Here is a 26,217-nt window from a genome sequence, read left to right as displayed (position 1 = left end):
TATGCCGCCACATCCTGCTTCTGGCTGCCACTGTGAAACAATTCATCGACTTCATCCCGCTGTTCCTGTTTTTCATCGTCTACAAAATCGATCCCCGGATCGTCGACCTTGCCGGTCACGAAGTCAGCGTGGGCGGTATCTACAGCGCCACCGCAGTACTGATCATCAGTTCCCTGGCGGTTTACGGCGCACTGTTCATTTCCCAGCGCAAACTGGAAAAAAGCCAATGGCTGACCCTGATCGCCTGCCTGGTCTTTGGCAGCCTGACCCTGGCCTTCCATAGCGAAACCTTCCTTAAATGGAAGGCGCCGGTGGTCAACTGGCTATTCGCCCTGGCCTTTGCCGGCAGCCACTTCATCGGCGATCGCCTGTTGATCAAGCGCATCATGGGCCATGCCCTGACCCTGCCGGACCCGGTGTGGACCCGCCTGAACATCGCCTGGATCGCCTTCTTCCTGTTCTGCGGCGCCGCCAACCTGTTCGTCGCCTTCACCTTCCAGAGCATCTGGGTCGACTTCAAGGTCTTCGGCAGCCTGGGCATGACTGTATTGTTCCTGGTGGGCCAGGGCGTCTACCTGTCGCGCCACCTGCATGACGCTGATCCCACTACCCCGAAAACCGAGGACTGACATGCTTTACGCAATCATTGCCACAGACGTCGCCAACTCCCTGGAAAAACGCCTGGCCAACCGGCCGGCGCACCTGGAACGGTTGCAAGTGCTCAAGGACCAAGGGCGTGTGGTGCTGGCCGGCCCACACCCGGCGATCGACAGCAATGATCCTGGCGCCGCCGGCTTCACTGGCAGCCTGATCGTCGCCGAGTTCGACTCCCTGAGCGCCGCCCAAGCCTGGGCCGACGCCGACCCCTTCGTGACCTCCGGCGTCTATGCCCATGTGCAGGTCAAGCCGTTCAGGCAATCGATGCCGTAAATCCTCCCTGACGCGATGAACCTTCACGGTTCATCGCGTTCTCAATCGCTCATTATTCTCGTTTGACGGCCGACAACCTGCCCAACACTCGATTGGAATCAGGAGTTTCGATGCGCCAAGGTCCGCTGTGCCTGCTGTTGGTCATGTTGTCGATCGGGGCTCCGGCCCTTGCCGAGGAAACCCAGGAAACCGGCCATTCCACGCCGCTGTCCCTGAGTGCCGGCAGTCAGATCACCGAGTTGCAGCAACGCTTGAAAGAAAGCGAACGCCTGCGTGAAGAGCTGAGCAAACAACTGCAGAATGCCGATGCCGAACGGGAAAGCCCGCAGCTGACCCGCTTGCGCCAGGAGAACCAGCGCCTCAAGCTGCAACTCAAAGAGGCCCAGGCCAACCCGGCGCCACGCCTGCTGACCGACCAGCAGCAATGGTTCGTCACCGGCGGCGGCGTGGCCCTCATCGCCCTGCTCTGCGGTATCTTTGCCAGTGGCGGACATCGCAAGCGTCGACAATGGCTAAATTGAGTGATTCATGAGCGACCTGTTACTGATTGATGACGACCAGGAGCTGTGCGAGCTCCTGAGCAGCTGGCTCGGCCAGGAAGGCTTTCAAGTGCGGGCCTGCCACGATGGCCTGAGTGCACGCCGGGCCTTGTCGGAAATGGCCCCGTCTGCCGTAGTCCTGGACGTGATGCTGCCCGACGGCAGCGGCCTGGAGCTGCTCAAGCAACTGCGCAACGACCACCCCGACCTGCCGGTACTGATGCTCTCGGCCCGGGGCGAGCCCCTGGACCGAATCCTCGGCCTGGAACTGGGCGCCGACGACTACCTGGCCAAGCCTTGCGACCCTCGCGAACTCACCGCCCGCTTGCGCGCCGTGCTGCGCCGCAGCCACCCGGTGGCAGCCTCCAGCCAGATGGAGCTGGGCGATCTGTGCTTCAGCCCAGTGCGCGGTGTGGTCAACATCGACGATCAGGACATCGCCCTGACCGTTTCCGAAAGCCGCCTGCTGGAAGCCCTGCTCAAGCAGCCTGGCGAGCCCCTGGACAAGCAGGAGCTGGCGCAGATCGCCCTGGGCCGAAAACTGACCCTGTATGACCGCAGCCTGGACATGCACGTCAGCAACCTGCGCAAGAAGATCGGCCCCCACCCCGACGGCCGCCCACGAATCGTCGCCCTGCGCAGCCGCGGTTATTACTACAGCCTGTGATTGCAATGTGCCCTGGCGCATTTGTCAGGGCCCGGAAATACCTTCTTTACCCAAGCTTTACCCTCCGCTGACTGCCGCTGACCTTGATCTGGGTAACCTGAACTCATCCGGAACTTACCGGGAATGAGACAAGGAGACACACCATGCGCAAGACCCTGATCGCCCTGATGTTCGCCGCCGCCCTGCCAACCGTGGCCATGGCCATGCCTGAAGGCAACGGCCCGATGGGTCCGATGGACGGCCCTCGGCACAGCGAACACATGCGCGGCAAAGGCCCCTTCAGCGAACTGGACCTGAGCCGTGAACAGCGTCAGCAGATCGGCAAACTGATGGGCGAGCAAATGCACGACCGCAAGGCCGTGGTGGAAAAGTACCTGGAGAAACTCTCGCCGGCCGACCAGAAAGCCATGAAGGATGAACTGGCCGCCAAACAGCAGAAAACCCAGGCCGACATCCGCGCCCTGCTCAAGCCCGAACAACAGAAAGAGTTCGACGCCATCGTCAAGAAACAAGAGGAACGTCGCGCCGAATGGGCCCAGTTCAAGGCCTGGAAAGCGCAACAGCCGCAAAAAGCGCAATAATGCGTTAGCGTTCACCCTAATAGCCCAGTGGCCTCCCCCACTGGGCTTTCGCGTTCGAGGAGTTCCTGTGCGTTCATTGTTCTGGCGCATCCTGGCCAGTTTCTGGCTGGCCATCACCCTGGTTGCAGGACTGTCGATCCTGCTTGGGCACATGCTCAACCAGGACGCCTGGATTCTCAGCCGCCATCCGGGGCTCAACAGCCTCACCGCGCAGTGGACGCAAACCTACGAGACCCAGGGCGAAGACGCCGCCCAGGACATCCTCCAGCAGCGCAAGCGCCAGTACCACATCGATGTTCAGGTACTCAACGAGAGCGGCGACCCGGTGGTACGCGGGACTTTCCCGCGCCGCGCGGCTGCCTTCGAAGCCCGGCAGAACAACGATGACCGCCACCTGCCCTGGCGCCGCCTGACAGCGGAATACACCAGCCCGACCACCGGCGACACCTACCTGTTCATCTACCGCATCCCCCATCCGGAACTGGATGCCTGGCATCGCGACAGCCTGACCTGGCCCCTCAGCGCCCTGGCCATTGCCCTGGTGGTGCTGACCCTGTTCAGCCTGCTGGTGACCCTGTCCATCACCCGCCCCTTGAGCCGCCTGCGCGGCGCGGTTCACGACCTTGGCCAGGCCACCTATCAGCAGAACAGCCTGGCGCGCCTGGCCAATCGCCGTGACGAGTTCGGCGTGCTGGCCCGAGACTTCAACCGCATGGGGTCACGCCTGCAGAGCCTGATCGGCAGCCAGCGCCAACTGCTCAGGGATGTCTCCCACGAACTGCGTTCGCCCCTGGCGCGCCTGCGTATTGCCCTGGCACTGGCGGAGCGCGCCGCCCCCGAAGAACGGGAGAGACTCTGGCCACGCCTGACACGGGAATGTGATCGTCTGGAGGCCCTGATCAGCGAGATCCTGGTGCTGGCTCGGGTCGATGCGGACAACGCCAGCGCCGAAGAGGTCGACCTCAACGCCTTGCTGCTGGCCCTGCAAAAAGACGCGCAACTGGCCTGTCCCGAGCAGCAGGTCCAGATCACTGCCCAAGCGCAACTGAGCCTGCGGGGCTGGCCGACCATGCTTGAACGGGCGGTGGACAACCTGCTGCGCAACGCCCAGCGCTTCAATCCTGCCGGGCAACCGATCGAAGTCACGGCCCTGCGCCAGGGCGAGAAGATCCAGATCAGCGTGCGCGACCATGGTCCTGGCGTGGATGCCGAGCACTTGCGACAACTGGGAGAGCCGTTCTTCCGCGCCCCAGGGCAGAGTGCTCCAGGCCATGGCCTGGGGCTGGCCATCGCCCGCCGCGCAGCGGAACGCCACGGCGGCAGCCTGATACTGGGCAACCATCCCCTGGGCGGATTCATCGCCACGCTGGAGCTGCCCCTGGTCCCGGGAGCCGTGGTGCAGGCCTGAATGCAACGCGGGCAAGCCGCTGCTGCGAGGTTCGACAGCAGCGGGCTTGCCCGCAAGGTACTCAGCTTTCGAAGGGGATAATCAGGCCCTGGCGGTCCAGGCGCTGACGAACTCGACGGTGTCGACTTTCGGTGCGACCCGCGGTTCGTTCAGCGGCGTGCCCAGGTAAAGGAAGGCGATGATCTCTTCGCCGTCTGCCAGGCCGAGCCCCTTGGCCACATGGGGCGAATAGGACAACTCGCCCGTGCGCCATACCGCGCCGATACCCTGGGCATAGGCTGCCAGCAAAATACCGTGGGCTGCACAGCCCGCCGCCAGCAATTGCTCGGACTTGGGCACCTTGAAATGCTCCTGCAGCCGTGCCACGACCACGACCACCAGCGGTGCACGCAGCGGCATGGCCCGAGCCTTGTCCAACGCGGCCTGAGTCACTTCGCCGCCTTGCATTTGTACCGCTTCGACCAGCAGTTCGCCCAACTGGTCACGGGCTTCGCCTTCAACGGTGAGAAAGCGCCAAGGCCGCAGTTGCCCGTGATCCGGCGCCCGCAAGGCGGCAGCGAACAGTGCTTCGCGTTGCTGCGCCGTGGGGGCTGGCTCCACCAGGCGCGGCACGGAAACACGGTTGAGCAAAGCGTCGAGAGCCTCCATCGGCCACCTCCTGAAAAAAATGTCCGGCTATTCTAGCGGTATCTGCCGGCCGGGTGCCGGTTTACATGCCCTGCACCGCAGGTAGAATGGGCGCCCTTCTCATACCAGCCCGAGCGGAACACATGGCGTTGCCGACCTTAAGGATCATTGGTTTCATTATCGGCATCTTCCTCATCACCCTGGCCATCGCCATGGTGGTGCCGATGGCGACACTGGTGATCTTCGAACGCACCGGCGACCTGCCGTCCTTCCTCTGGGCCAGCATGATCACCTTCATCGCCGGCCTGGCTCTGGTGATTCCTGGCCGTCCCGAACATATTCACCTGCGCCCCCGGGACATGTACCTGCTGACGGTCTCCAGCTGGGTGGTGGTGTGTATCTTCGCCGCCCTGCCGTTCCTGCTGACCCAGCACATCAGTTACACCGACTCGTTCTTTGAAAGCATGTCCGGCATCACCGCCACCGGCGCCACCGTGCTCAGCGGCCTGGACAACATGTCCCCGGGCATCCTGATCTGGCGCTCGATGCTGCACTGGCTGGGAGGGATCGGCTTTATCGGCATGGCGGTGGCGATCCTGCCGTTGCTGCGCATCGGTGGCATGCGCCTGTTCCAGACCGAATCTTCGGACCGCTCGGAAAAGGTCATGCCTCGCTCGCACATGGTGGCACGCCTGATTGTCGCCACCTACGTGGGCATCACCATCTTCGGCAGCCTGGCCTTCTGGTGGGCCGGGATGAACATCTTCGATGCCATCAACCACGCCATGTCGGCGATCTCCACTGGGGGCTTCTCTACCTCTGACCAATCCCTGGCCAACTGGCAGCAACCGGCGGTGCACTGGGTGGCGGTAGTGGTGATGATCCTCGGCAGCCTGCCCTTCGCCCTCTATGTGGCAACCCTGCGGGGCAACCGCAAAGCGTTGATCAAGGATCAGCAGGTCCAGGGCTTGCTGGGCATGCTCCTGGTGACCTGGCTGGTGCTCGGCACCTGGTACTGGTGGACCACCAACCTGCACTGGCTGGAGGCCTTGCGTCACGTAGCACTGAACGTGACCTCGGTGGTCACCACCACCGGGTTTGCCTTGGGTGACTACAGCCTGTGGGGCAACTTCTCACTGATGCTGTTCTTTTACCTGGGGTTCGTCGGCGGGTGTTCGGGGTCAACGGCGGGCGGGATCAAGATCTTCCGCTTCCAGGTCGCCTACATCCTGCTCAAGGCCAACCTCAATCAGCTGATCCACCCCCGGGCGGTGATCAAGCAGAAGTACAACGGCCATCGCCTGGACGAGGAAATCGTCCGCTCGATCCTGACCTTCTCGTTCTTCTTCGCGATCACCATCTGCATGATCGCCCTCGCCCTGTCGCTGCTGGGCCTGGACTGGATGACCGCCCTGACCGGCGCCGCCAGCACCGTATCCGGGGTGGGCCCGGGCCTGGGAGAAACCATCGGCCCGGCGGGCAACTTCTCCACCCTGCCCGACGCTGCCAAGTGGATCCTGTCCCTGGGCATGCTCCTGGGCCGGCTGGAAATCATCACGGTGTTCGTGCTGTGCATTCCGGCGTTCTGGCGTCATTGATCGAGCCCGGCAGCGCCAGCAACCGCGCCCGGTACTCTCCGGGCGTGACATCGAACCAGCGACGAAACGCCCGGAAAAAATTGCTCGGATCGGCAAACCCCAACAGGTAGGCAATTTCCAGCAAGGTCATGCGCGGCTGTGCCAGGTACTGTTCGGCCAGCTCGCGGCGGGTGTCATCGAGCAGGGTCTGGAAGCTGGTGCCCTCCTCCTGCAAGCGGCGTTGCAACGTACGCTGGGACAAGTGCAGGGTCTGCGCCACCATCTCGCGTTTGGGCTCGCCCTGCGGCAGCAGACGGCACAGCACTTGCCGCGCCTTGTGGGTCACCCGGCTCTCGGAGAAACGCGCCAGGTATTCGCCGGCGAAACGATCGTGCAACAAGGCCATGGCCTCGTTGGCAGTCGGCAGTGGCGCTTCCATGTCGGCCCGCTCGAAAATCAGCGCATCAAAAGGCGCAGCGAACACCAGCGGCGCATGAAACATGTCCTTGTAAGGCTGCACATCCTGCGGTTGCGGCCCTTGCAACAGCACCTTGCGCGGCTGCAGGGCGCGCCCCGTCAACCAGCCACACAAGGCCAGGGCGCAGGCAAGCGAGGCTTCGGAGCTTTGCCGGGTAGGGGGCAGATGATCGCCATGCACCGTCAGAATCAGCGCATAACCCTCAGGTAAAAGACGGAAACTCAGGTCAGCACTTTCAGCAATGATCCGTTGATAACGCACCAGGCGCTGAAAGCCCTCTACCAGGGTGCGGCTCGACATCAGTGCATAACCGGCCACATGGAAGGACGCCGGGCGAACCAACTTGCCCATGTTCAAGCCAATCGCCGGGTTGCCGGACAACTCGACCGCACGCTGCCAGAGCCGTGTCATCGAGTCCTGGGTGAAACGTGCGTCGGGGTCGTCGAGGGCGCCATAGTCGAGCCCTAACTGCAGGAACAAAGCGCGGCAATCCAGGCCGTCCATCTCCAGGGCCTTGACTATTCCCAAGGCCCAGCTTGCAGAAGTCGTTCGTTCGCTCATGAGGGTTTCTTACATGATGAGCCGCATGCTACGGCCAATTTCACAAGGATACTAAAGTGGCGCCTATTGTCACTGGCCAGCGCTGCCAAGGACTCTAGACTCAAATAAGCTCCCCGCAGAACATCCGCTCACGAACAACAAGCACAGAGATCGCGGCCATGGAAAACATCCGACAGTTCAACAGCTTCGCCGAGTTCTACCCCTATTACCTGAGTGAGCACAGCAACAGCACCTGCCGTCGCCTGCACTTCATCGGCACCAGCCTGGTGATCTTCCTCCTGGCCTTTGCCATCGGCAAAGGCGCCTGGCTGCTACTGCTGGCCTTGCCGGTTGCCGGTTATGGCTTTGCCTGGATCGGGCATTTCTTCTTCGAGAAAAATCGCCCGGCCACCTTCCAGCATCCGCTGTACAGCCTGCTGGGGGACTTCGTCATGTACCGCGACATGATTCTCGGCAAGGTCCCCTTCTAGGCCCGGCCGGACAGCAAGCCGTCCCCTACAGCCACTGTGGTGACGGGACGCAGGCATAGACTCCAGCCCCGAGCGTCGCTGTACAAGGCGGCGATGGAACAGGCCAGCCCCACCTGAAGCCTGATCGACAAGCCATCGCTCAGGCCGGCTCCGCCATCTTCATGCGCTCGGCCTTGAGCTGGGCTTCCCGGGCCTGGGCCTCGGCCAGGCGATAGAGTTCGATGCTGCCGTCCCAGTGCTCGATCAGGGCTGTGCAGGACTCCACCCAATCGCCGCAATTGAGGTAATCCACCTCGCCCACCTTACGGATCTCGGCATGGTGAATGTGGCCACAGACCACCCCGTGCAACTCACGCTTGACGCACTCGTGGGCAATGGCCTCCTCGAAGTCGCTGATGAAGCTCACCGCAGTCTTGACCTTGTGCTTGAGGTAGGCCGACAGCGACCAGTAACCGTAGCCATAGCGCGCCCGCCAATGATTGAGCCAACGATTGAGGGTCAGGGTGAACTCGTAGGCCGAGTCGCCGAGAAAGGCCAGCCAGCGGTGATATCGCGTAATGACGTCGAACTGGTCACCGTGGATCACCAGCAGATGGCGGCCGTCAGCCGTGACATGCACGGCTTCGTCCACCAGTTGGATGTTGCCCAGAATCAGCTTGGAGTAACGGCGCAGGAACTCATCGTGATTGCCGGTGACGTAGATCACCTCGGTGCCGCGCTTGCTCATGGTCAGCAAGCGGCGGATCACGTTGGTATGGGCCTGGGGCCAGTACATGCCGCCCCGCAGTTTCCAGCCATCGATGATGTCGCCAACCAGATAGATACGGTCGGCCTGATACCCCTTGAGAAACTGCGCCAGGTGTTGCGCCTGACAATCCCGGGTGCCCAGATGCACATCGGAAATCCATAAGGTCCGTACCCGTTGCTTGCGGCTGGGCTTGGCGAGTTCGGCATGGGTCATGGACGCTCTCCGGGATTTTTTGCGAGCTTGCGCCGCAGCGATTAATAGCCCATGACAAAAATGCGGCAGTGCGATGACAACGCGAGCCCTCCGACCGCCGGTGTACACTGGCCGCCTGCCAAGGAGACCGTGATGGGATCTATCCTCACCCTACGCCACTACACCCATGACCTGATCGCCCACAGCCACGAGCATGCGCAACTGGTGTTCGGCCTGCGTGGCCAGCTCCAGTTCGAAGTCGAAGGCCAGGGCAGCCAAGTGCAGCAGCAGAGCTTCGTGGTGGTGCCGGCCGGCGCCCGGCATGTCTGCGGCAGCCCCAGCGGAAGCCATTGCCTGGTGTTGGACATACCCGGTGAACGCTGGGTGCAACAGTCTTTGGGCGAACATGCCGAGGCCAGCCGACGTTTGCTCGATGCGCCCCGACATCAGGTCTTGGGACCGAGCCAGAGCCGCTTGGTCAACTGGCTGGCGGACAGCCCGGTGGACGACCCCTTGATTGCCCAACAAGGCGCTGTCCTGCTGCTGGCCAGCCTCAACCATTGCGCCGACAGCCAGCCTGGCGAGCGCCGCCTGCCCTATGCCGCCCTGAATGCCCATATCGATCGTCACGCCGCCCACCCCTTACAGGTGGCCGACCTGGCCCGCATCGCCGGGCTGTCCGCTGCCCGTCTGCACGCACGGTTCATCGCCGAGTGCGGGGCCAGCCCCATGGAATACGTGCGACGCCGGCGCCTGCACATGGCCCTGGAACTGTTGCGCGGATCAGCCTTGCCCATGGGCGAAATCGCCAGCCGCGTGGGTTACAGCTCCCAGAGTGCCTTTGCCGCAGCGATACTGCGGCAGTACGGCCACTCGCCGCGCCAACTGCGCCAAGGGGCAGACGCTAGTCCCTCGACAAAAAACGCCAGGATCGCGACAGACCAACAGGTCGCCCGCCCCTAGACTGAGCTCATTGCCGCCTAGGCTCTGTACGAAAAGTGTTGAGACGAAGGTCAGGCAAGGCGAAAACAGTCGAGGAACGGCCGGGGTCGCGTTCGACTTTACGGGTTGTAAATGAGCATTCCGATCGGACTCGCGCACGAGACCGTTTTCGACGCAGCATCACCGAGTATCAAGGCTTTTTGTACAAAGCCTAAGGCCATTACTGCCCGTCTTGTGGCTAAGGATAGAGATGACTCCGCGTACCGCCCTTGGCGCCCTGCATATCGGCGCCCTGATGTTCGGCCTGACCGGTGTATTCGGTAAGCTCGCCGCCGCTTCGCCTGCGGTCATCGTCTTCGGCCGCGCCGCCTTCGCCGTACTCGCCCTGGGCGTCTTTGCCCGTCTGGCCAGCAATACCCCCTGGCAGAAACTGGCCGCCACCGATGGGCGGCGCCTGCTGGTCAGCGGCCTGCTGCTGGCCGGCCACTGGGTGAGTTTCTTCGTCGCGGTAAAAGTTGCCGGGGTGGCCATCGCCACCCTGGGCTTTGCCAGCTTCCCGGCCTTTACGGTGATTCTCGAAGGCCTGATCTTCCGCGAGCGAATCCGCTTTAACGAGATTCTGCTGGTGATCCTCGTGAGCATCGGCCTGGTGCTGGTGACCCCAGACTTCGATCTGGCCAGCCAGGCCACCACCGGTTTGCTCTGGGCCGTGGGGTCGGGCCTGCTGTTTGCACTGCTGTCCTTGAACAACCGCGCCAGCTCCGGACGTATTCCTGCGGTGCAGGCGGCCCTCTGCCAGAACGTGGTGGTAGCCCTATGCCTGTTACCGGTGGCGGCACCGGAGCTTGGCCAGGTCCGGGCCATGGACTGGCTGTGGATCAGTCTGCTGGGAATCTTCTGCACTGGCCTGGCCCACAGCCTGTTTGTCGCCAGCTTGGCAGTGATCAAGGCACGCACCGCGGCAGTGGTCTTCGCCCTGGAGCCGGTCTACGGGATTACCGTGGCCTGGCTGCTGTTCGGCGAGAATCCGACGCTGCGCATGCTGATGGGCGGAGCCTTGATCATCGTTGCCATCGTGGTTTCAAGTCGCCTGTCGATGGGCTCAGGCAGCAAGGTTGCCACGGCTGAAGCCGGCTCTCACTGAGTACGATCGTTGTGGCCCAGGTTGCGCTCCGGATCGATCTGGTCGCGCACCCGTTGCTTGAGTACCTTGGCCTCGGGAAAACCGCCATCGGCCTTGCGCTCCCAGATCTGCACGCCATCGCAGGAAATGCGGAACGTGCCACCGGTAGCAGGCTCCAGAGACACTTTGCCCAAGTCATCGCTGAACGTGCTCAGCAACTCCTGGGCCAGCCAGGCGGCTCGCAACAGCCACTGGCATTGGGTGCAATAGGTGATGACCACTTCGGGTTTACGTTCAGTCATGGTACGGCCGATTCCTGAGTTCAAGGGCGTCGCTATAATAGCCGGCTTTATCGTCCGTCCCCGAGAACCACGATGCGCCGCCTGCTGTCCTGCCTGTTCCTCTGCCTGCTGCCCCTGCTCGCTCAATCCAGTGAAGCGCCGCGACCGAAAATCGGTCTGGTGCTGTCCGGAGGCGCTGCCCGTGGCATGGCGCATATCGGCGTGCTCAAGGCCCTGGAAGAGCAAGGCATCCGCATCGACGCGATTGCCGGCACCAGCATGGGCGCGGTGATCGGCGGGCTCTATGCCTCGGGCTACAAGATCGACGAGCTGGAAAAACTCGCCCTGAACATCGACTGGAGGCAAGCGCTGTCCGACGCTCCGCCCCGGGAAGACGTGCCCTTCCGGCGCAAGCAGGACGATCGGGATTTCCTGGTCAAGCAGAAACTCAGCTTCCGTGACGACGGCAGCCTGGGCCTGCCACTGGGAGTGATCCAGGGCCAGAACCTGGCGTTACTGCTAGAGAGCAAGCTGGCGCACGCCAGCGACACCCGGGATTTCGACAAGCTGCCCATACCCTTCCGGGCCGTGGCCACCGACATCGCCAGCGGCGAAAAGGTGGTGTTCCGCAAGGGCCACCTGCCCCAGGTGATCCGCGCCAGCATGTCGATTCCGGCAGTGTTTGCGCCGGTGGAGCTCGATGGCCGGCTACTGGTGGACGGCGGCATGACCGACAACATTCCCCTGGACGTCGCCCGGGACATGGGGGTCGACATCGCCATTGTGGTGGACATCGGCACGCCGCTGCGCTCGCGCAAGCAACTCAACACCGTGGTCGACGTGCTCAACCAGTCCATTACCCTGATGACCCGGCGCAATTCCGAGGAACAATTGGCGACGCTGCACAAGGACGACGTGCTGATCCAGCCGTCGTTGTCGAGCTTCGGCGTCACCGACTTCGGTCGAGCCCAGGAGGTGATCGACGCCGGTTATCGCGCCACCCGTATCCTCGACGCCCGCCTGGCGCGCTTGCGTGCGACCCAACCACAGGATGCGCAACTGGCCGCCGCGCGCCTGCCCAGCCAGCGCACGCCGATCATCAGCGCAATCAAGGTGGAGAACGACTCCAAGGTCAGCGATGAGGTCATTCGCTACTACATCCGCCAACACATCGGCGAACCCCTGGACCTGGGCCGCCTGGAAACCGACATGGGCACCCTGTACGGCCTGGACTTCTTCGAACAGGTGCAATACCGCGTGGTGCACAAAGGCCAGGACAACACCCTGGTGATCAGCGCGCGGGGCAAGCGCAGCGGCACTGACTACTTGCGCCTGGGCCTGAACCTGTCCGATGACATGCGCGGCGACAGCGCCTTCAACATCGGTGCCAGCTATCGCATGAACGGTATCAACAGCCTCGGTGCAGAATGGCTGACCCGGGTACAGATCGGCGACCGGCAGGAAATCTATAGCGAGTTCTATCAACCCTTGGATGCCGGTTCACGCTATTTCATTGCGCCGTTTATCGCTGCCCAAGCGCAGAATGTCGAGGCGGTGCTGGATAACGATCCGATCGCCGAATACCGCCTGGAACGCTACGGCCTGGGCCTGAATCTGGGGCGGCAGATCGGCAACAGCGGCGAAGTGCGTTTCGGTGTGGGCGAGGCCTGGGGCAAGGCCGATGTGCGGATCGGCGACCACGACCTGCCCAGCGAGAACTTCAATGAGGGTTATTACCAGCTGCAGTACTCCTTCGACTCCCTGGACAACGTCTACTTCCCCCACTCCGGTGAAGACATCGGCCTGACCCTGCGCCAGTTCGAACCGAGCCTGGGTTCGGACAATCGCTACCGACAGTGGGAGTTCAAGCTCGACAAGGCCTTGAGCAGCGGCCCCAATACCTTCGTACTGGGAGGGCGCTATGGCCGAACCCTGGACAATGCCGATGTCGTGACCTCCAGTTTCCTTCTGGGGGGCGCACGACAGTTGTCCGGCTTCCGTCAGGATGCCCTGTCCGGGCAGAACATCACCCTGGCCCGCGCCGTGTACTTTCGCCGACTCACACCACGCTCCTACCTGCCACTGGATTTCCCGCTCTACCTGGGCGGCTCACTGGAACGCGGGCGGGTGTGGAACAACGACAACGCCTTCGACAGCGGCTATATCAATGCCGCGAGCATCTTCCTGGGCTTCGACACCCCGCTGGGCCCATTGAACTTCAGCTACGGCTTCAACGACGACAACCAGAAGGCCCTGTCGCTGAACCTTGGCCAAACCTTCTGACAGGCGCACAAATGCCGCACCGGAGGGCGCAATCAGCAGGATTCAAGGGAAGCGAAAATAGGACGAACCGGGGTCAGGCAACCCCGGCTGAAGGCATCAGGATTTTTCCAGATTAGCCAGGATGCGCCCATGAACGCGCATGCAGACCCGCAGGTCTTCGTCGTCGACACCAATGAACAATTCATGGCGCAAGGCAGTGGCGATGGTCTCGATCTGCTCGATCAAGGGCCGCGCGGAAGGACAGAGGACGATCTTCTTCGCCCGGCGATCTTCCACCACCGATTGGCGCTGGACCAGGCCCTGGGTTTCCAGGCTATCCAGCAGCCGAGCCAGGGTTGGCCCTTCTACGCCAACGCTTTGCGCCAGCTCACGCTGGGTTGGCGCGTCTTCAAAACGGGCCAGGTGCAGCAGCACCAGCCAGCGGGCCTGGGACAGGCCAAGCCCGGCCAGGCGGCGGTCCAGTTCGGCACGCCAGCCGCGAGACATATGCGCCAGCTGCATACCAAAACGGTGTTCATCGGTTAACGGCATAAAACACTCATGATCAGACTGAAAATAAAGAAAAACTAATTATTAGTCAGCTAAGCATGACACTTGCCAGGAGGCAAGGCCTCTAAGGGACTGAATCGTTACAACATTGACGCACCCCTTCACATTTCAAACTCCGACTGCAGCGCGGCACGCACGCAGTACAAAACACCTTCGGGGACTCGTCCGGCAAACACTTGGCTGATCTCGACCACGGGCGGTAGTTCGCCCTCACCGTCGAGAAAGGCGTCCTGGATTTCCCCCAGCAAGTCTTCCGGAAGATCTAGCGCCTGTTCCAGGGACAGTTGCTGCTTGCCAATGGCTTCAGCCAGCAAGGTGTAGACGTTCTTTTCCGTGCACTGCAGCTGCCCGGCGATCTGCACCGGGGTCATCCCGGCACGGGCCAGGGTAATCAGCTCGTGGCGGATATCGGCGACCACCTTCGCCGCCTCGACACCGCCCCCCAGCACTTCGAGGAACGCTGCGCCATAACGCTCCAGCTTGCGCGCACCGACACCACTGACTTCGGCCATCTCCGCCATGGAGCCGGGCTGGCTGCGAAGCATCTCCAACAAGGTTGAGTCGGGGAAAATGACATAGGGCGGCACCCCATGCTCTTCCGCCAGCTTGCGCCGCAGGGCTCGCAGCGCCTCCCATTGCTCGCGCTCCTCGCCACGTACCAGTTGGCTGGCCTGGCTGGTGCTGCTCTTGGGAGTGCTTTGCGGCTTGAGATCGCGTCGCAGCTCCAGGGTTACCTCGCCCTTGAGCAAGGGCCGGCACGTGTCGCTCAGACGCAGACCGCCATAACCTTCAAGGTCGATGTCCGCCAGCCCGCGAGCCACCAGTTGGCGAAACAGAGAGCGCCATTCGCCTTCGCTACGGGCCTTGCCGACCCCAAACACCGACAAGTGCTGATGACCGAAGCTGCGGACCTTTTCGGTGTCCTTGCCCAGCAACACGTCCACCAAGTGACCGACACCATAACGCTGACCAGTGCGATAGATGGCCGACAGTGCCTGGCGCGCCGGCTCGGTGGCGTCCCAGGTTTGCACGCCATCGACGCAGTTGTCGCAATGGCCACAAGGCTGGGGCATGTCCTCATCGAAATAGGCCAGCAATGTCTGGCGCCGGCAGCGGGTTTCCTCGCACAGGGCCAGCATCGCATCGAGCTTGTGCTGTTCAAGACGCTTGTGGCGTTCGTCGCCTTCGGAGTTCTGCAGCATCTGCTTGAGCATCAGCACATCTTGCAGTCCGTAGGCCATCCAGGCGTCCGCCGGCAGGCCGTCACGGCCGGCACGACCGGTCTCCTGGTAGTACGCCTCCAGGGACTTGGGCAGGTCCATGTGGGCCACAAACCGCACGTTGGGTTTGTCGATGCCCATGCCGAAGGCAATGGTTGCCACCATGATCAGGCCTTCCTCATTGAGGAAGCGTTTCTGGTGATAGGCGCGCAACTCGTTGGGCAGGCCAGCGTGATACGGCAGCGCGGTAAAGCCCTGTTCACAGAGGAAGGCCGCCACTTCGTCAACCTTCTTGCGCGACAGGCAATAGACGATCCCGGCATCGCTGCGCCGCTCGTTGAGGAAGGCCTGCAACTGCTTGCGCGGCTGTTCCTTGGGCACGATGCGATAGAAGATGTTCGGTCGGTCGAAGCTGGAAAGAAAACGCTCGGCGTCCTGCAAGTGCAGGCGATTGACGATCTCTTCCCGGGTACGCTTGTCGGCGGTGGCGGTCAGGGCAATGCGCGGCACGTTCGGGAACATTTCCGCCAACTGCCCCAACTGCAGGTATTCAGGACGGAAGTCATGCCCCCACTGGGACACGCAGTGAGCTTCGTCAATGGCGAACAGAGCAATATCGAGGTTCTGCAGGAACGCCAGCATACGTGGCTGAACCAGGCGCTCCGGTGCCAGGTAGAGCATTTTCACCTCGCCGCGACGAATACGCGCCGCCAGGTCACGCTGCTGCTCGGCGCTCAAGGTCGAGTTCAAGGCGGCGGCCGCAACACCGAGTTCCTCAAGGGTGGCCACCTGATCGTCCATCAACGCGATCAAAGGCGAGACCACCACCGCCAGGCCTTCGCGAAGCAGGGCCGGAACCTGGAAGCACAGCGACTTGCCACCGCCGGTGGGCATCAGTACCAAGGCATCGCCGCCGCTGGCAACGCGCTCAATGATCGCACCTTGGCGACCACGGAAACTGTCGTAGCCGAAGATGTCCTTGAGGACGCGTTGAGCCTGTTCGAGCATGAAAAACTCCAAAAATCGCCGATTTCCCTGGATGCAGACTGGCCGAAAAGTCGGCGTGGTTCACCGACAAATGCGTTAGCGGACTTGTCCGCACTTGCCGTCGGGCCTGCAGGGCATCACAAAACGCGCGAGTATACCCGAGCCCTTCCCGGCAGAGGGCGCCGACAATGGACCGCTGGTAACCTTTAGAACCGCTCAAATCTGCCCCGTGGCTGGCTTGAGCGCTCAAGAAAGCCTAGAATTCAGCATCGTTTATTCCCCAAGGTAGCCGTCAATGTCCTTCGCTGAGCAACTAACCCGCCTGCAAGTCTTCCTCGACGCAGATGATCTGCACGACGAGGCGCTGGACTACGTGGCCGCTCACGGCTACCTGACCGCGCTGTCGATCTGCTCGGAAAGCGTTCCCGACCGTGAATGGATCGACGCCCTGTTCGCCGAAGAGCCGCATTACAGCGACGACGCCGAACGCGAAGCGATCGAGTCCACGCTGCTGGCCCTCAAGGCGCACATCGCGCGCCAACTGGCTTCCGATGAAGAGTTCGAGCTACCTTGCGAACTCGATCTGGGCGACGACCCGGACGACTCCGACCTGCGCGGCTGGTGCATCGGTTTCATGGAAGGCGTGTTCCTGCGTGAAGCAGCCTGGTTCGAAACCGCAGAGGAAGAAGTCAGCGAGATGCTGCTGCCGATCATGGTGGGTTCCGGCCTGTTCGACGAGCAGCCGGAATTCTCCGACATCGCCAGCGATGCCAACCTGATGGACGACATGATCGTGCAGATCCCCGAAGCACTGACCGCGCTGTACCTGCTGTGCAACGCACCCGACGAAAAACCGGCGCTGCTCAAGCCTCGCCACCACTGAGTCGGCGCCTATGGCCAAGCCCATAGGCCAACGCCCCCTGGTATTACGTTACGTTCTGCTGGCCATCGGCTGGCTGAGCGTAGCGCTGGGGGTACTCGGCATCTTCCTTCCGGTATTGCCCACCACCCCTTTTCTACTGCTGGCGGCCGCCTGTTTCGCCCGTAGCTCTCCACGCTTCTACCAATGGCTGGTGCAACACCCGCGCCTGGGTCCGTGGATCCGCGACTACCTGGATGGCAATGGCATTCCGCTCAAGGGCAAGGTGTATGCGATCGGCCTGATGTGGCTGAGCATTGGGCTCTCGTGCTACCTGGTGCCACTGCCCTGGGCGCGAGGCTTCATGCTGACCAGCGCGGTGCTGGTCAGCATTTACATCCTGCGCCAGAAAACCTTGCGGCGCCCTTGAGCAGCCCCAGCGACCGCTGCCTGGGCAGCGGCCTCAAGGACCGTGACAACCATCAGACGGTATCCACCTTCAACGAGTGATCGTTGAGCATGCCGTTGATGATGGTGGCCGTGTCCGCCCCTCCGGCAATCACCCCGCCCGCCCCTGGCGTGACTCCGTAATGGCTGGCCAGGTCGACCCCCGCCAAGTCAATGGTCTGGGTCGGCGTCGCCCCTGCCACCGCGCTGACATCAATGCTGGTGACCAGGGTCGCGCCACTGCCAGTGACCTTGAAGTGCAGGTAGTCATCCAGGGAAGCGGAAGTCGCATTCTCCCCCTGTAACAGCTGCGACAGGTCCAGCTTGTCGGTGCCCGGCGTAAAGTCGGTCACCACATCGTGCCCATTGTTACCCTGCAGCCACTGGAAGGTATCGCTGCCGCCGCCTCCGGTCAGGGTGTTGTTGCCCATCCCGCCGATCAGCAGGTCATCGCCACCACCGCCATTGAGCACATCGTTCCCCAGCCCGCCGGTAATGACGTTGGCGTTGCCATCGCCGGTCAAGGTGTCGTTGTAGTTGGAGCCCACCAGGTTCTCGATGCCGGTCAGGGTGTCAGTGCCCGCGCCCAGGGTGTTCTGCGCCCCCGCCAGGCCGAGGTTGACCGTCACCGCCGCCGTGGCATGGGCGTAACTGGCGGTATCGATACCCGCACCGCCATCCAGCAGATCATTGCCCGGCCCGCTGAACAGCAGGTCATTACCGCTGCCACCATTCAGGGTGTTGTTGCCCGAGCCTGCGGTGAGCACATCGTTGCCATCGCCGCCATTGAGGATGTTGTTACCACTGCCCGCCACCAGCACATCGTCACCGGAAGTGCCGGTCAGGGTGTTGCCATCCTGATAGGAGATGCTCACCGCCGCCACATCGCTGCCACCGTGACCATCGCTGGCGGTGTAGGTGCCGTGGTAATCCGGGGTGACGTCCTGCGCCCCGGAGTAATTCACGGTCATGGTCAGCTGATAGTTTTCCGCTGCCGTGGTGTTGCCGCCGCTGGTGTTGGTGATGTTGACGATATGGATCTGGTAAGGCCCATCCGCCGCCGCCGTGAAGGTGCCGCCATCGGCGATCGCCGTGTAGCCTCCACCGTTAAAGGCGTATTCCATGGAGACGCGGCCGGCGGCCAGATTGTGATTCAGATTCAGGGTTTCCCCCTGCTTGAGATTGACGGTGATCACGTCCTCATCGTTGGCATTGGCGTTAGTGACGGCTCCCAGGTAACCGCTGACCAGCACCACCGCGGTCATGGTCGCGGCGTTGGCATTGAACGAGGCGCGATCGATGGTGATGGCCTGGTTGGCGCCATTGTTTCCATTCCCGGCAAAGCCGATGGTCTGCTGACTCGCCGCCGTGAACGCCGCGCCCTTGGCCGCCCAGCCGGTGTTGAAAGTGGTGGGCGCCGCATTCAGAGGATCACCATTGACGTCACTGTCGTTGGCCAGCAGTACATCCTCGGGAATCGCCACACTGCTGGACAATACGTTGGTGATGATGTGGTCATCCCCGGCGACCGGAGACGCATTGGGATTGACCTTGACCACCAGAGTCGAGCTCGCCAGGTCACCGTCGTTGTCGCTCACCGTATAGCCGAAGGTCTCAGTGATTACGGAGTTTGTGACCTTTTGCGAGCTGTAGCTGAAGTCCCCGGTATCGAGGTTCACCACCAGGGTGCCGCCATTGCTGGTGGCAATGCTGATGCTGTTGTTGACGGTATTGAAGGTACCGTTGTTGGTGGTGCCGCTGAAGGTCAGCGAGCCCTGATTGCTGTTGCCTTTGGGGTCGTAGGTGTAGGTTCCGCCATCCACCACGATCGACTTGATGAACCCGCCGTCGGCACCAAAGCTGCCGCCATCCCCCAGCAAGCTGCCGGTGACCGGAGAGCCTTGCACCGTACCGGACAGCACCGAATTGAGCTGGTTCAGGTCGGTGACCACCACCGCATTGGTGTTGACGTGAGTACTGCCGTCATAGGCCAGCGGATCGAGGTTGCCATTGCTGACCCCGCTGCCCAGGCCGATCGCATAGTTCTTGATGCCATTGGCGTCGAGGAAGGCTCTCCAGGCCGTCTCGTCCGCGGTGCCGATTCCTTGGCCTGAGGTAGGTGCGCCGTCGGAGAAGAAGTAGCCGACATTCTGCGCGCCACTGAGCTGGCCACTGGTGACAAAGGCCAGCTTCGCCGCCGCCACCGCCGCGTCGTAGTTGGTCCCGCCTCCTGCCACCAGCGTGGCGACAATTGCCTTGGCCGTGGCCACGTCTACCCACACCGGAGTCTGGGCGGTAGCGGAGCTGCTGAAAGTGACGAGCTGGACTTTGACATCGCCCATGTTGTCGTACTTGTCGAGCAAGGCGCTGATGGCCTGCTTGGCCAGGCCCAGCCGCGTCAGCCCGGAAACACCTGAAGGATCAGCCATGCTGCCCGACACGTCGATCACCAGCAGCAGGTTGGAGTCCACCTCCACCGCCGTGACCGAACGCTCGCTGGCCACTGCCTTGGGCACATCATCGACAATGCTCACCAGGATGCTGCCGGTGGTGCTGTTGCCCAGGGCATCGGTGGCCTTGTAGGTGAAGCTCTCACTCAAGGTATTGGCGCCATCGTTGGCGTTGGGGGTGGTTTTCGGCGCCGAGGTCAGGGTGTAGGTGTAGGTGCCATTGGGGTTGAGCAGAATCTGCCCGTAGCTGCCCGTGGCACTGCCCACCAGACTGAAGGTGATACCTCCAGAGCCGCCGGTGACCGAGCCCACCAAGGTACCGCTGGCGGTTTCCGCGGTGGAGCCCGGATCGCTACCAGCCACGGTGCCAGCAGCCAGGTCCTGACCATCCTTATTCAGGTCCAGGGCCTTTTCATAGACGGTGACGTCCTGATCGGTCACTGCCTTGAGGCCGCTGTCAGTGACATTGATGGTCAGGGTGGTGGTGCTCTCATCACCATCTCTGTCGCGGATGGTGTAGGTGAAGACATCACTGGCCCCGGGCGGGCTCACCGAGTTCGGATTGCTGTGGTACACCGCGTTGCCGGCGGCATCCAGGGTCAGGGTGCCGTAGGTGCCGGCGATGCTGCTGCCCAGCCCGCCGATGGCCGAGGTGGCGGTATTGCTGCCGGCGCGCACGCCGACCACCGCGCCACCAACGGCTGCACCATCGGCGCCCAGCACATCATTGCCCAGCACACTGACATTGATGGTGGCGCCTTCCGTGCCGCTGGCCGTATCCGCCACGGCGCCGGGCAGGTCATCGACGATGTTGACGTCTATCACCCCGGACGCGGTACTGCCGTCGCCATCGGTGGCCACCACATTGAATTGTTCAGCAATGCTATTGGCGCCCAGCGCCGTTGGATGGGCCTCGTTATCCAGCAGGGTGTAGCTGTAGCTGATGACTCCGGTGCCGGCGTTATAGCCGGTGATGGTCAGGGTGTTGCCCAAGGCGGTGGTGACGCTTTGCGGGAAGCCCGCAGCCACACCGCCGCTGACCACATTGATGCCGCCCACAGTCAGGGTTTGCAGGCCGTCCAGGGCCGTCACGGTAAACGTGCCGCTCTGGGTCAACGCAGGGGTATTCGGGCTGCTGCCATCGCTGAGGTTTTTCTCATAGACCGTCAACTCGCCACCGTTGACGTTAAGGCCGTTCAAGGTCACCGGATCATCGTTGTTATGGATCTGCAGCACCAGGTTCGCTGTGCTCGGGTCGCCATCGGAGTCGGTGACGGTGTAGGCGAAGGTTTCTGTGCCATTGCCATTGCCGCGCAGGGCTTTGAAGTCAGCATCCGCAGTATTCAGCGTGTAGGTGTAGGAACCGTTGGCGTTGAGTACCAGGGTGCCGTAGGTGCCCGTAAAGGTTCCGGCAGTCACTGGCCCGCTGGGCACTCGGTCAGCGCCTTGAGTGTCGTTGGTTAGCACGTTGCCCGTCAGGGTCAGCTGGCTCTCCGAGGCAGTGGTCGGATTGCTGTCGTTGACCGCAGTCGGCAGGTCGTCCACCACGTTCACATCCAGAGTTCCGGTGGCACTGCTGCCATCCACATCCGTAGCCACCACATTGAACTGTTCGCTGAGGCCGTTGGCACCGTTGGCGCTCGGGTGGGCCTCGTTGTCCAGCAGGGTGTAGCTGTAGCTGATGACTCCGGTGCCGGCGTTGTAGCCGGTGATGGTCAGGGTATTGCCCAAGGCGGTGGTGACACTTTGCGGAAAGCCCGCAGCCACACCGCCGCTGACCACATTGATGCCGCCCACGGTCAGGGTTTGCAGGCCGTCCAGCGCGGTCACGGTAAACGTGCCGCTCTGGGTCAGGGACGGTGTATCTGGGCTGCTGCCATCGCTGAGGTTTTTCTCATAGACCGTCAACTCGCCACCGTTGACGTTAAGGCCGTTCAAGGTCACCGGATCGTCGTTGTTATGGATCTGCAGCACCAGGTTCGCTGTACTAGGGTCGCCATCGGAGTCAGTGACGGTATAGGCGAAGGTTTCTGTGCCGTTGCCATTGCCGCGCAGGGCTTTGAAGTCAGCATCCGCAGTGTTCAGCGTGTAGGTGTAGGAACCGTTGGCATTGAGCACCAGGGTGCCGTAGGTGCCGGTGAACGTACCGGCAGTAACGGGTCCGGAAACCACCCGATCCGCGCCTTGTACATCGTTGGTCAACACGTTGCCCGTCAGGGTCAGCTGGCTCTCCGAGGCAGTGGTCGGATTGCTGTCGTTGACCGCAGTCGGCAGGTCGTCCACCACGTTCACATCCAGAGTTCCGGTGGCACTGCTGCCATCCACATCCGTAGCCACCACATTGAACTGTTCGCTGAGGCCGTTGGCACCGTTGGCGCTCGGGTGGGCCTCGTTGTCCAGCAGGGTGTAGCTGTAGCTGATGACTCCGGTACCGGCGTTATAGCCGGTGATGGTCAGGGTGTTGCCCAAGGCAGTGGTGACGCTTTGCGGGAAGCCCGCAGCCACACCGCCGCTGACCACATTGATGCCGCCCACGGTCAGGGTTTGCAGGCCGTCCAGCGCGGTCACGGTAAACGTGCCGCTCTGGGTCAACGCAGGGGTATCCGGGTTGCTGCCGTCGCTGAGGTTTTTCTCATAGACCGTCAACTCGCCACCGTTGACGTTAAGGCCGTTCAAGGTCACCGGATCGTCGTTGTTATGGATCTGCAGCACCAGGTTCGCTGTGCTCGGGTCGCCATCGGAGTCGGTGACGGTGTAGGCGAAGGTTTCTGTGCCGTTGCCATTGCCGCGCAGGGCTTTGAAGTCGGCATCCGCAGTGTTCAGCGTGTAGGTGTAGGAACCGTTGGCATTGAGCACCAGGGTGCCGTAGGTGCCGGTGAACGTACCGGCAGTAACGGGTCCGGAAACCACCCGATCCGCGCCTTGTACATCGTTGGTCAACACGTTGCCCGTCAGGGTCAGTTGGCTCTCCGAGGCAGTAGTCGGATTGCTGTCATTGACCGCAGTAGGCAGGTCGTCCACCACGTTCACATCCAGAGTTCCGGTGGCACTGCTGCCATCCACATCCGTAGCCACCACATTGAACTGTTCGCTGAGGCCGTTAGCACCGTTGGCGCTCGGGTGGGCCTCGTTGTCCAGCAGGGTGTAGCTGTAGCTGATGACTCCGGTACCGGCGTTGTAGCCAGTGATGGTCAGGGTGTTGCCCAAAGCAGTGGTGACGCTTTGCGGAAAGCCCGCCGCGACGCCGCCGCTGACCACATTGATGCCGCCCACGGTCAGGGTTTGCAGGCCGTCCAGCGCGGTCACGGTAAACGTGCCGCTCTGAGTCAACGCAGGGGTATCCGGGCTACTGCCATCGCTGAGGTTTTTCTCATAGGCCGTCAACTCGCCACCGTTGACGTTAAGGCCGTTCAAGGTCACCGGGTCGTCGTTGTTATGGATCTGCAGCACCAGGTTCGCTGTGCTGGGGTCGCCATCGGAGTCGGTGACGGTGTAGGCGAAGGTTTCTGTGCCGTTGCCATTGCCGCGCAGGGCTTTGAAGTCAGCATCCGCAGTGTTCAGCGTGTAGGTGTAGGAACCGTTAGCGTTGAGTACCAGGGTGCCGTAGGTGCCAGTAAAGGTTCCGGCAGTGACGGGTCCGGAAACCACCCGATCCGCGCCTTGTACATCGTTGGTCAACACGTTGCCCGTCAGGGTCAGTTGGCTCTCCGAGGCAGTAGTCGGATTGCTGTCATTGACCGCAGTAGGCAGGTCATCCACCACGTTGACGTCCAGAGAGCCGCTGGCGGTGCTGCCGTCCACATCAGTGGCCAGCACACTGAAATGCTCGCTGAGGCTATTGACGCCATTGGCCGTCGGATGGGCATCGTTGCCATTGAGGGTATAGCTGTAGCTGACTACCCCGGTGCCTGCGTCATAACCGGTGACGGTCAAGGTGTTGCCCAGGCCGGTGGCGATGGATTGCGGAAAACCCGCCACCACCCCGCCGCTGATCACGCTGATGCCGCCCACGTTCAGGCTCTGCAGACCATCAAGGGCCGTTACAGTAAAAGTGCCGCTCTGGGTCAACGCCGGAGTATCCGGGCCGCTGCCAGTGGTCAGGTTCTTCTCGTAAACGGTGAGTTCGCCACCATTGACCTCCAGGCCGTTCAAGGTCACCGGGTCGTCATTGTTGTGCACCTGCAGCACCAGATTGGCCGTACTGGGGTCACCATCGGCGTCGGTCAGGGTGTAGGTGAAGGTTTCGGTAGCATTGCCGCCCCCGCCCAGCGCGAGGAACGCAGGGTCGGTGGGATGCAGGGTATAGGTGTACGAACCATCCGCTGCCAGCACCAGGGTGCCGTAGGTTCCGGTGAAGGTGCCGGCCGTGATCGGCCCGGAAGCGACCCGGTCGGCGCCCTGCACGTCGTTGCCCAGCACATTGCCAGTCAGGCTCAACAGGCTTTCCGAAGCGGTCCCGGGATTGCTGTCGTTGACCGCCGTGGGCAGGTCGTCCACCACGTTCACATCCAGTGAGGCGCTGGCACTGCTGCCATCCACGTCAGTGGCCACTACATTGAACTGCTCGCCAAGGCTATTGGCACCATTGGCGTTCGGATGGGCATCGTTGCCATTGAGGGTGTAGCTGTAGCTGACCTCGCCGCTGGACAGGTTGAAACCGGTGATGGTCAGGGTATTGCCCAGGCCAGTGGTGACGCTTTGCGGAAAGCCCGCCGGTACGCCGCCGCTGACCACAGTGATACCGCCGACAGTCAAGGTTTGCAGGCCGTCCAGGGCGGTCACCGTGAAGGTGCCGCTCTGGGTCAGGGCCGGGGTATCCGGGCCGCTGCCGGTGGTCAGGTTCTTCTCATAGACAGTGAGCTCGCCTCCCTCGACCTCCAAGCCTCGCAGCAGCACCGGATCGTCATTGTTGTTCACCTGCAGCACCAGGTTGGCGGTGCTGGCGTCGCCATCGGAATCAGTCAGGGTATAGGCGAAGGTTTCAGTGCCGCTGCCGCCGCCCTTGAGCGCCAGGAAAGCCGGATCGCTGGTGTTCACGCTATAGGTGTAACTACCGTCTGCCGCCAGCACCAGGGTGCCGAAGGTGCCATTGAAGGTGCCGGCGGTAACAGGTCCGGCCGCCACCCGATCAGCGCCCTGCACATCATTGGTCAGCACATTGCCGCTCAGGGTCAGTTGGCTTTCCGAGGCGGTGCCTGCGTTGTTGTCATTGACTGCCGTCGGCACATCGTCGGTGATATTGACGTCAAGGGTGTTGCTGGCCGAGTCGCCATTGCTGTCGATGGCAACCACGCTGAACTGCTCGCTCAGACTGTTGGTGCCATCCGCCGCGGAGTGCAGATCATTGCCATTGAGGGTGTAGCTGTAGCTGACCACCCCGGTGGCCGCGTTGAAGCCGGTGATGGTCAGGGTATTGCCCAGGCCGGTGGCGATGGATTGTGGAAAAGCCGCCGCCACGCCGCCGCTGACCACATTGATGCCACCGACATTCAGACTGAACAGCCCATCCGGGGCCGAGACTGTGAAAGTGCCACTCTGGGTCAGGGCCGCCGGGTTGCTTGCCGAGCCCTGCTCCAGGTTGGCTTCATTGACCGTGAGTTCACCGCCCTCCACCGCAAGCCCACTCAGGCTCACCGGGTTGTTGGGGGTTGCACCATTGATCGGAAGCAGGCCATCGATGCGCTCAGGGACAAATTCGGGGATGCCATTGAAGCCCGCTGTCGGAAAGCCGATCACCGGCTCGACCCGGCCCCCGACTTCCTCCAGCAGAACAAAGCTGTGACCGCCGCCCTCGGCACCCGGCGCGCCACCGGTACCGGTGGGGCCCGCCGCAGTGGCTTCAGCGGTTTGGGTGGGGTCATCACCGGCGGCAATGGCTTGTTGCAGTTGTTCGACATCGCTCAGTTGCGCATCGCTGGGTGCCAGCACTTGCGGGGTATCGACCTGAGTGGCCTGCTGGTCAAGCAACTGCGCCGTCAGTTGCTGGCTGCTGTCACGGCCCAGGGTCAGATCCTGGCCATTTTGCAGATGCACTGCCACCGCACCTTCGGCTCCAGTGACCAACTGCTCACCGACAAACAGCCGGTCCCCTTCCACCAGGAGACGACGGGCGCCATCCGCGCCTACCGCGTAAACCTGCCCGATCACCTTGGTCACAATGCCGATTAACGTTGCCATGTGCACTCCTCCGATGCCGAGAACAATCGGCATCCGCTTGCTAGCGGCAGCGCAGACAGCGTTAACCCGTGGTTGAACAGACCCTGTGTCTGGCCGCTCCGCCCCCATGGCGAAGCGCGCC

General features: G+C 62.2%; 20 protein-coding genes. 13 read left to right on the top strand and 7 right to left on the bottom strand.

Going from position 1 to position 26,217, the window contains the following annotated elements; translation table 11 throughout:
• Nucleotides 1–32 precede the first annotated feature (32 nt).
• The 6 genes from PQT43_RS04695 to PQT43_RS04670 all read left to right on the top strand — a co-directional run bounded on the left by PQT43_RS04695 (nucleotide 33) and on the right by PQT43_RS04670 (nucleotide 4,125).
• The gene (locus PQT43_RS04695; protein ID WP_272753558.1) at nucleotides 33–629 is read left to right on the top strand and encodes a septation protein A; all 597 of its coding nucleotides are present in this window, start codon (nucleotides 33–35) and stop codon (nucleotides 627–629) included.
• Nucleotide 630: 1 nt separating this feature from the next.
• The gene (locus tag PQT43_RS04690) at nucleotides 631–930 is read left to right on the top strand and encodes a YciI family protein (RefSeq protein WP_102864069.1); all 300 of its coding nucleotides are present in this window, start codon (nucleotides 631–633) and stop codon (nucleotides 928–930) included.
• 110 nt (nucleotides 931–1,040) lie between these two features.
• A complete protein-coding gene (locus PQT43_RS04685; RefSeq protein ID WP_272753556.1) occupies nucleotides 1,041–1,451 on the top strand; it encodes a translation initiation factor 2 in 411 nt (136 codons plus the stop codon).
• Nucleotides 1,452–1,458: 7 nt separating this feature from the next.
• On the top strand, nucleotides 1,459–2,136 hold the full coding sequence (locus PQT43_RS04680; protein WP_110652182.1) for a response regulator transcription factor: 678 nt from the start codon (nucleotides 1,459–1,461) through the stop codon (nucleotides 2,134–2,136).
• A gap of 143 nt (nucleotides 2,137–2,279) precedes the next feature.
• Nucleotides 2,280–2,717, top strand: coding sequence for a Spy/CpxP family protein refolding chaperone (locus PQT43_RS04675; protein ID WP_102864072.1), 438 nt, complete (start codon nucleotides 2,280–2,282; stop codon nucleotides 2,715–2,717).
• Nucleotides 2,718–2,784: 67 nt separating this feature from the next.
• Nucleotides 2,785–4,125 (top strand): sensor histidine kinase, encoded by a 1,341-nt coding sequence (locus PQT43_RS04670; RefSeq protein WP_272753555.1) that lies wholly within the window; start codon nucleotides 2,785–2,787, stop codon nucleotides 4,123–4,125.
• 81 nt (nucleotides 4,126–4,206) lie between these two features.
• On the opposite strand, the gene PQT43_RS04665 is transcribed toward PQT43_RS04670, so the two are convergent.
• The gene (locus tag PQT43_RS04665) at nucleotides 4,207–4,773 is read right to left on the bottom strand and encodes a nitroreductase family protein (RefSeq protein ID WP_272753554.1); all 567 of its coding nucleotides are present in this window, start codon (nucleotides 4,771–4,773) and stop codon (nucleotides 4,207–4,209) included.
• A gap of 122 nt (nucleotides 4,774–4,895) precedes the next feature.
• On the opposite strand from PQT43_RS04665, the gene PQT43_RS04660 reads away from it, so the two are divergent.
• Nucleotides 4,896–6,350, top strand: a complete 1,455-nt coding sequence (locus tag PQT43_RS04660) for a TrkH family potassium uptake protein (protein ID WP_253084422.1) — start codon at nucleotides 4,896–4,898, stop codon at nucleotides 6,348–6,350.
• Here the strand turns inward: PQT43_RS04660 and PQT43_RS04655 are convergent.
• Nucleotides 6,307–7,368, bottom strand: a complete 1,062-nt coding sequence (locus PQT43_RS04655) for an AraC family transcriptional regulator (protein WP_102864076.1) — start codon at nucleotides 7,366–7,368, stop codon at nucleotides 6,307–6,309. The two genes, PQT43_RS04660 and PQT43_RS04655, sit on opposite strands and share 44 nt — an antisense overlap.
• A gap of 158 nt (nucleotides 7,369–7,526) precedes the next feature.
• Between PQT43_RS04655 and PQT43_RS04650 the strand changes: the two genes are divergently transcribed.
• A complete protein-coding gene (locus tag PQT43_RS04650) occupies nucleotides 7,527–7,838 on the top strand; it encodes a DUF962 domain-containing protein (protein ID WP_102878828.1) in 312 nt (103 codons plus the stop codon).
• A 139-nt stretch (nucleotides 7,839–7,977) separates the two neighbouring features.
• On the opposite strand, the gene PQT43_RS04645 is transcribed toward PQT43_RS04650, so the two are convergent.
• Complete coding sequence (locus PQT43_RS04645) at nucleotides 7,978–8,799, bottom strand: UDP-2,3-diacylglucosamine diphosphatase (RefSeq protein WP_102878827.1); 822 nt, start codon at nucleotides 8,797–8,799, stop codon at nucleotides 7,978–7,980.
• Nucleotides 8,800–8,931: 132 nt separating this feature from the next.
• On the opposite strand from PQT43_RS04645, the gene PQT43_RS04640 reads away from it, so the two are divergent.
• Together PQT43_RS04640 and PQT43_RS04635 are read left to right on the top strand one after the other, a co-directional pair.
• Nucleotides 8,932–9,741, top strand: coding sequence for a helix-turn-helix transcriptional regulator (locus tag PQT43_RS04640; protein WP_267269579.1), 810 nt, complete (start codon nucleotides 8,932–8,934; stop codon nucleotides 9,739–9,741).
• 229 nt (nucleotides 9,742–9,970) lie between these two features.
• Nucleotides 9,971–10,864 (top strand): DMT family transporter, encoded by an 894-nt coding sequence (locus PQT43_RS04635; RefSeq protein WP_272753553.1) that lies wholly within the window; start codon nucleotides 9,971–9,973, stop codon nucleotides 10,862–10,864.
• Here PQT43_RS04635 and PQT43_RS04630 read toward each other — a convergent pair.
• The gene (locus tag PQT43_RS04630; protein WP_102864080.1) at nucleotides 10,858–11,145 is read right to left on the bottom strand and encodes a SelT/SelW/SelH family protein; all 288 of its coding nucleotides are present in this window, start codon (nucleotides 11,143–11,145) and stop codon (nucleotides 10,858–10,860) included. The genes PQT43_RS04635 and PQT43_RS04630 overlap by 7 nt on opposite strands.
• Nucleotides 11,146–11,217: 72 nt before the next feature.
• Here PQT43_RS04630 and PQT43_RS04625 point away from each other — a divergent pair, with 72 nt between their 5' ends.
• Entirely contained in the window at nucleotides 11,218–13,407 is a 2,190-nt protein-coding gene (locus PQT43_RS04625; protein WP_102864081.1) for a patatin-like phospholipase family protein, read from the top strand.
• 96 nt (nucleotides 13,408–13,503) lie between these two features.
• Here PQT43_RS04625 and PQT43_RS04620 read toward each other — a convergent pair whose 3' ends face one another.
• Nucleotides 13,504–13,938: a MarR family transcriptional regulator gene (locus PQT43_RS04620; RefSeq protein ID WP_102864082.1), complete on the bottom strand. Its 435-nt coding sequence runs from the start codon at nucleotides 13,936–13,938 to the stop codon at nucleotides 13,504–13,506.
• A 119-nt stretch (nucleotides 13,939–14,057) separates the two neighbouring features.
• Nucleotides 14,058–16,184, bottom strand: coding sequence for a DNA helicase RecQ (gene recQ / locus PQT43_RS04615; protein WP_267269578.1), 2,127 nt, complete (start codon nucleotides 16,182–16,184; stop codon nucleotides 14,058–14,060).
• Nucleotides 16,185–16,458: 274 nt separating this feature from the next.
• Between recQ and PQT43_RS04610 the strand changes: the two genes are divergently transcribed.
• Together PQT43_RS04610 and PQT43_RS04605 are read left to right on the top strand one after the other, a co-directional pair.
• On the top strand, nucleotides 16,459–17,046 hold the full coding sequence (locus PQT43_RS04610) for a UPF0149 family protein (RefSeq protein ID WP_102864084.1): 588 nt from the start codon (nucleotides 16,459–16,461) through the stop codon (nucleotides 17,044–17,046).
• Nucleotides 17,047–17,056: 10 nt separating this feature from the next.
• Nucleotides 17,057–17,452, top strand: coding sequence for a YbaN family protein (locus PQT43_RS04605; RefSeq protein WP_102864085.1), 396 nt, complete (start codon nucleotides 17,057–17,059; stop codon nucleotides 17,450–17,452).
• Nucleotides 17,453–17,504: 52 nt separating this feature from the next.
• Here PQT43_RS04605 and PQT43_RS04600 read toward each other — a convergent pair whose 3' ends face one another.
• On the bottom strand, nucleotides 17,505–26,096 hold the full coding sequence (locus PQT43_RS04600; protein WP_267269577.1) for a retention module-containing protein: 8,592 nt from the start codon (nucleotides 26,094–26,096) through the stop codon (nucleotides 17,505–17,507).
• Nucleotides 26,097–26,217: the final 121 nt, after the last annotated feature.

The organism is Pseudomonas sp. BLCC-B112, assembly GCF_028550695.1.
Classification (GTDB): domain Bacteria; phylum Pseudomonadota; class Gammaproteobacteria; order Pseudomonadales; family Pseudomonadaceae; genus Aquipseudomonas; species Aquipseudomonas danubii.
This window is presented reverse-complemented; position numbering and strand designations above follow the sequence as displayed.

Bases quoted from the DNA above. Each gene is read 5' to 3' on its own strand.
- PQT43_RS04690 (WP_102864069.1), top strand. From the start codon at position 631: ATGCTTTACGCAATCATTGCCACAGACGTCGCCAACTCCCTGGAAAAA.
- PQT43_RS04685 (WP_272753556.1), top strand. From the start codon at position 1,041: ATGCGCCAAGGTCCGCTGTGCCTGCTGTTGGTCATGTTGTCGATCGGG.
- PQT43_RS04680 (WP_110652182.1), top strand. From the start codon at position 1,459: ATGAGCGACCTGTTACTGATTGATGACGACCAGGAGCTGTGCGAGCTC.
- PQT43_RS04675 (WP_102864072.1), top strand. From the start codon at position 2,280: ATGCGCAAGACCCTGATCGCCCTGATGTTCGCCGCCGCCCTGCCAACC.
- PQT43_RS04665 (WP_272753554.1), bottom strand. From the start codon at position 4,773: ATGGAGGCTCTCGACGCTTTGCTCAACCGTGTTTCCGTGCCGCGCCTG.
- PQT43_RS04660 (WP_253084422.1), top strand. From the start codon at position 4,896: ATGGCGTTGCCGACCTTAAGGATCATTGGTTTCATTATCGGCATCTTC.
- PQT43_RS04655 (WP_102864076.1), bottom strand. From the start codon at position 7,368: ATGAGCGAACGAACGACTTCTGCAAGCTGGGCCTTGGGAATAGTCAAG.
- PQT43_RS04650 (WP_102878828.1), top strand. From the start codon at position 7,527: ATGGAAAACATCCGACAGTTCAACAGCTTCGCCGAGTTCTACCCCTAT.
- PQT43_RS04645 (WP_102878827.1), bottom strand. From the start codon at position 8,799: ATGACCCATGCCGAACTCGCCAAGCCCAGCCGCAAGCAACGGGTACGG.
- PQT43_RS04640 (WP_267269579.1), top strand. From the start codon at position 8,932: ATGGGATCTATCCTCACCCTACGCCACTACACCCATGACCTGATCGCC.
- PQT43_RS04635 (WP_272753553.1), top strand. From the start codon at position 9,971: ATGACTCCGCGTACCGCCCTTGGCGCCCTGCATATCGGCGCCCTGATG.
- PQT43_RS04630 (WP_102864080.1), bottom strand. From the start codon at position 11,145: ATGACTGAACGTAAACCCGAAGTGGTCATCACCTATTGCACCCAATGC.
- PQT43_RS04625 (WP_102864081.1), top strand. From the start codon at position 11,218: ATGCGCCGCCTGCTGTCCTGCCTGTTCCTCTGCCTGCTGCCCCTGCTC.
- PQT43_RS04620 (WP_102864082.1), bottom strand. From the start codon at position 13,938: ATGCCGTTAACCGATGAACACCGTTTTGGTATGCAGCTGGCGCATATG.
- recQ (WP_267269578.1), bottom strand. From the start codon at position 16,184: ATGCTCGAACAGGCTCAACGCGTCCTCAAGGACATCTTCGGCTACGAC.
- PQT43_RS04610 (WP_102864084.1), top strand. From the start codon at position 16,459: ATGTCCTTCGCTGAGCAACTAACCCGCCTGCAAGTCTTCCTCGACGCA.
- PQT43_RS04605 (WP_102864085.1), top strand. From the start codon at position 17,057: ATGGCCAAGCCCATAGGCCAACGCCCCCTGGTATTACGTTACGTTCTG.
- PQT43_RS04600 (WP_267269577.1), bottom strand. From the start codon at position 26,096: ATGGCAACGTTAATCGGCATTGTGACCAAGGTGATCGGGCAGGTTTAC.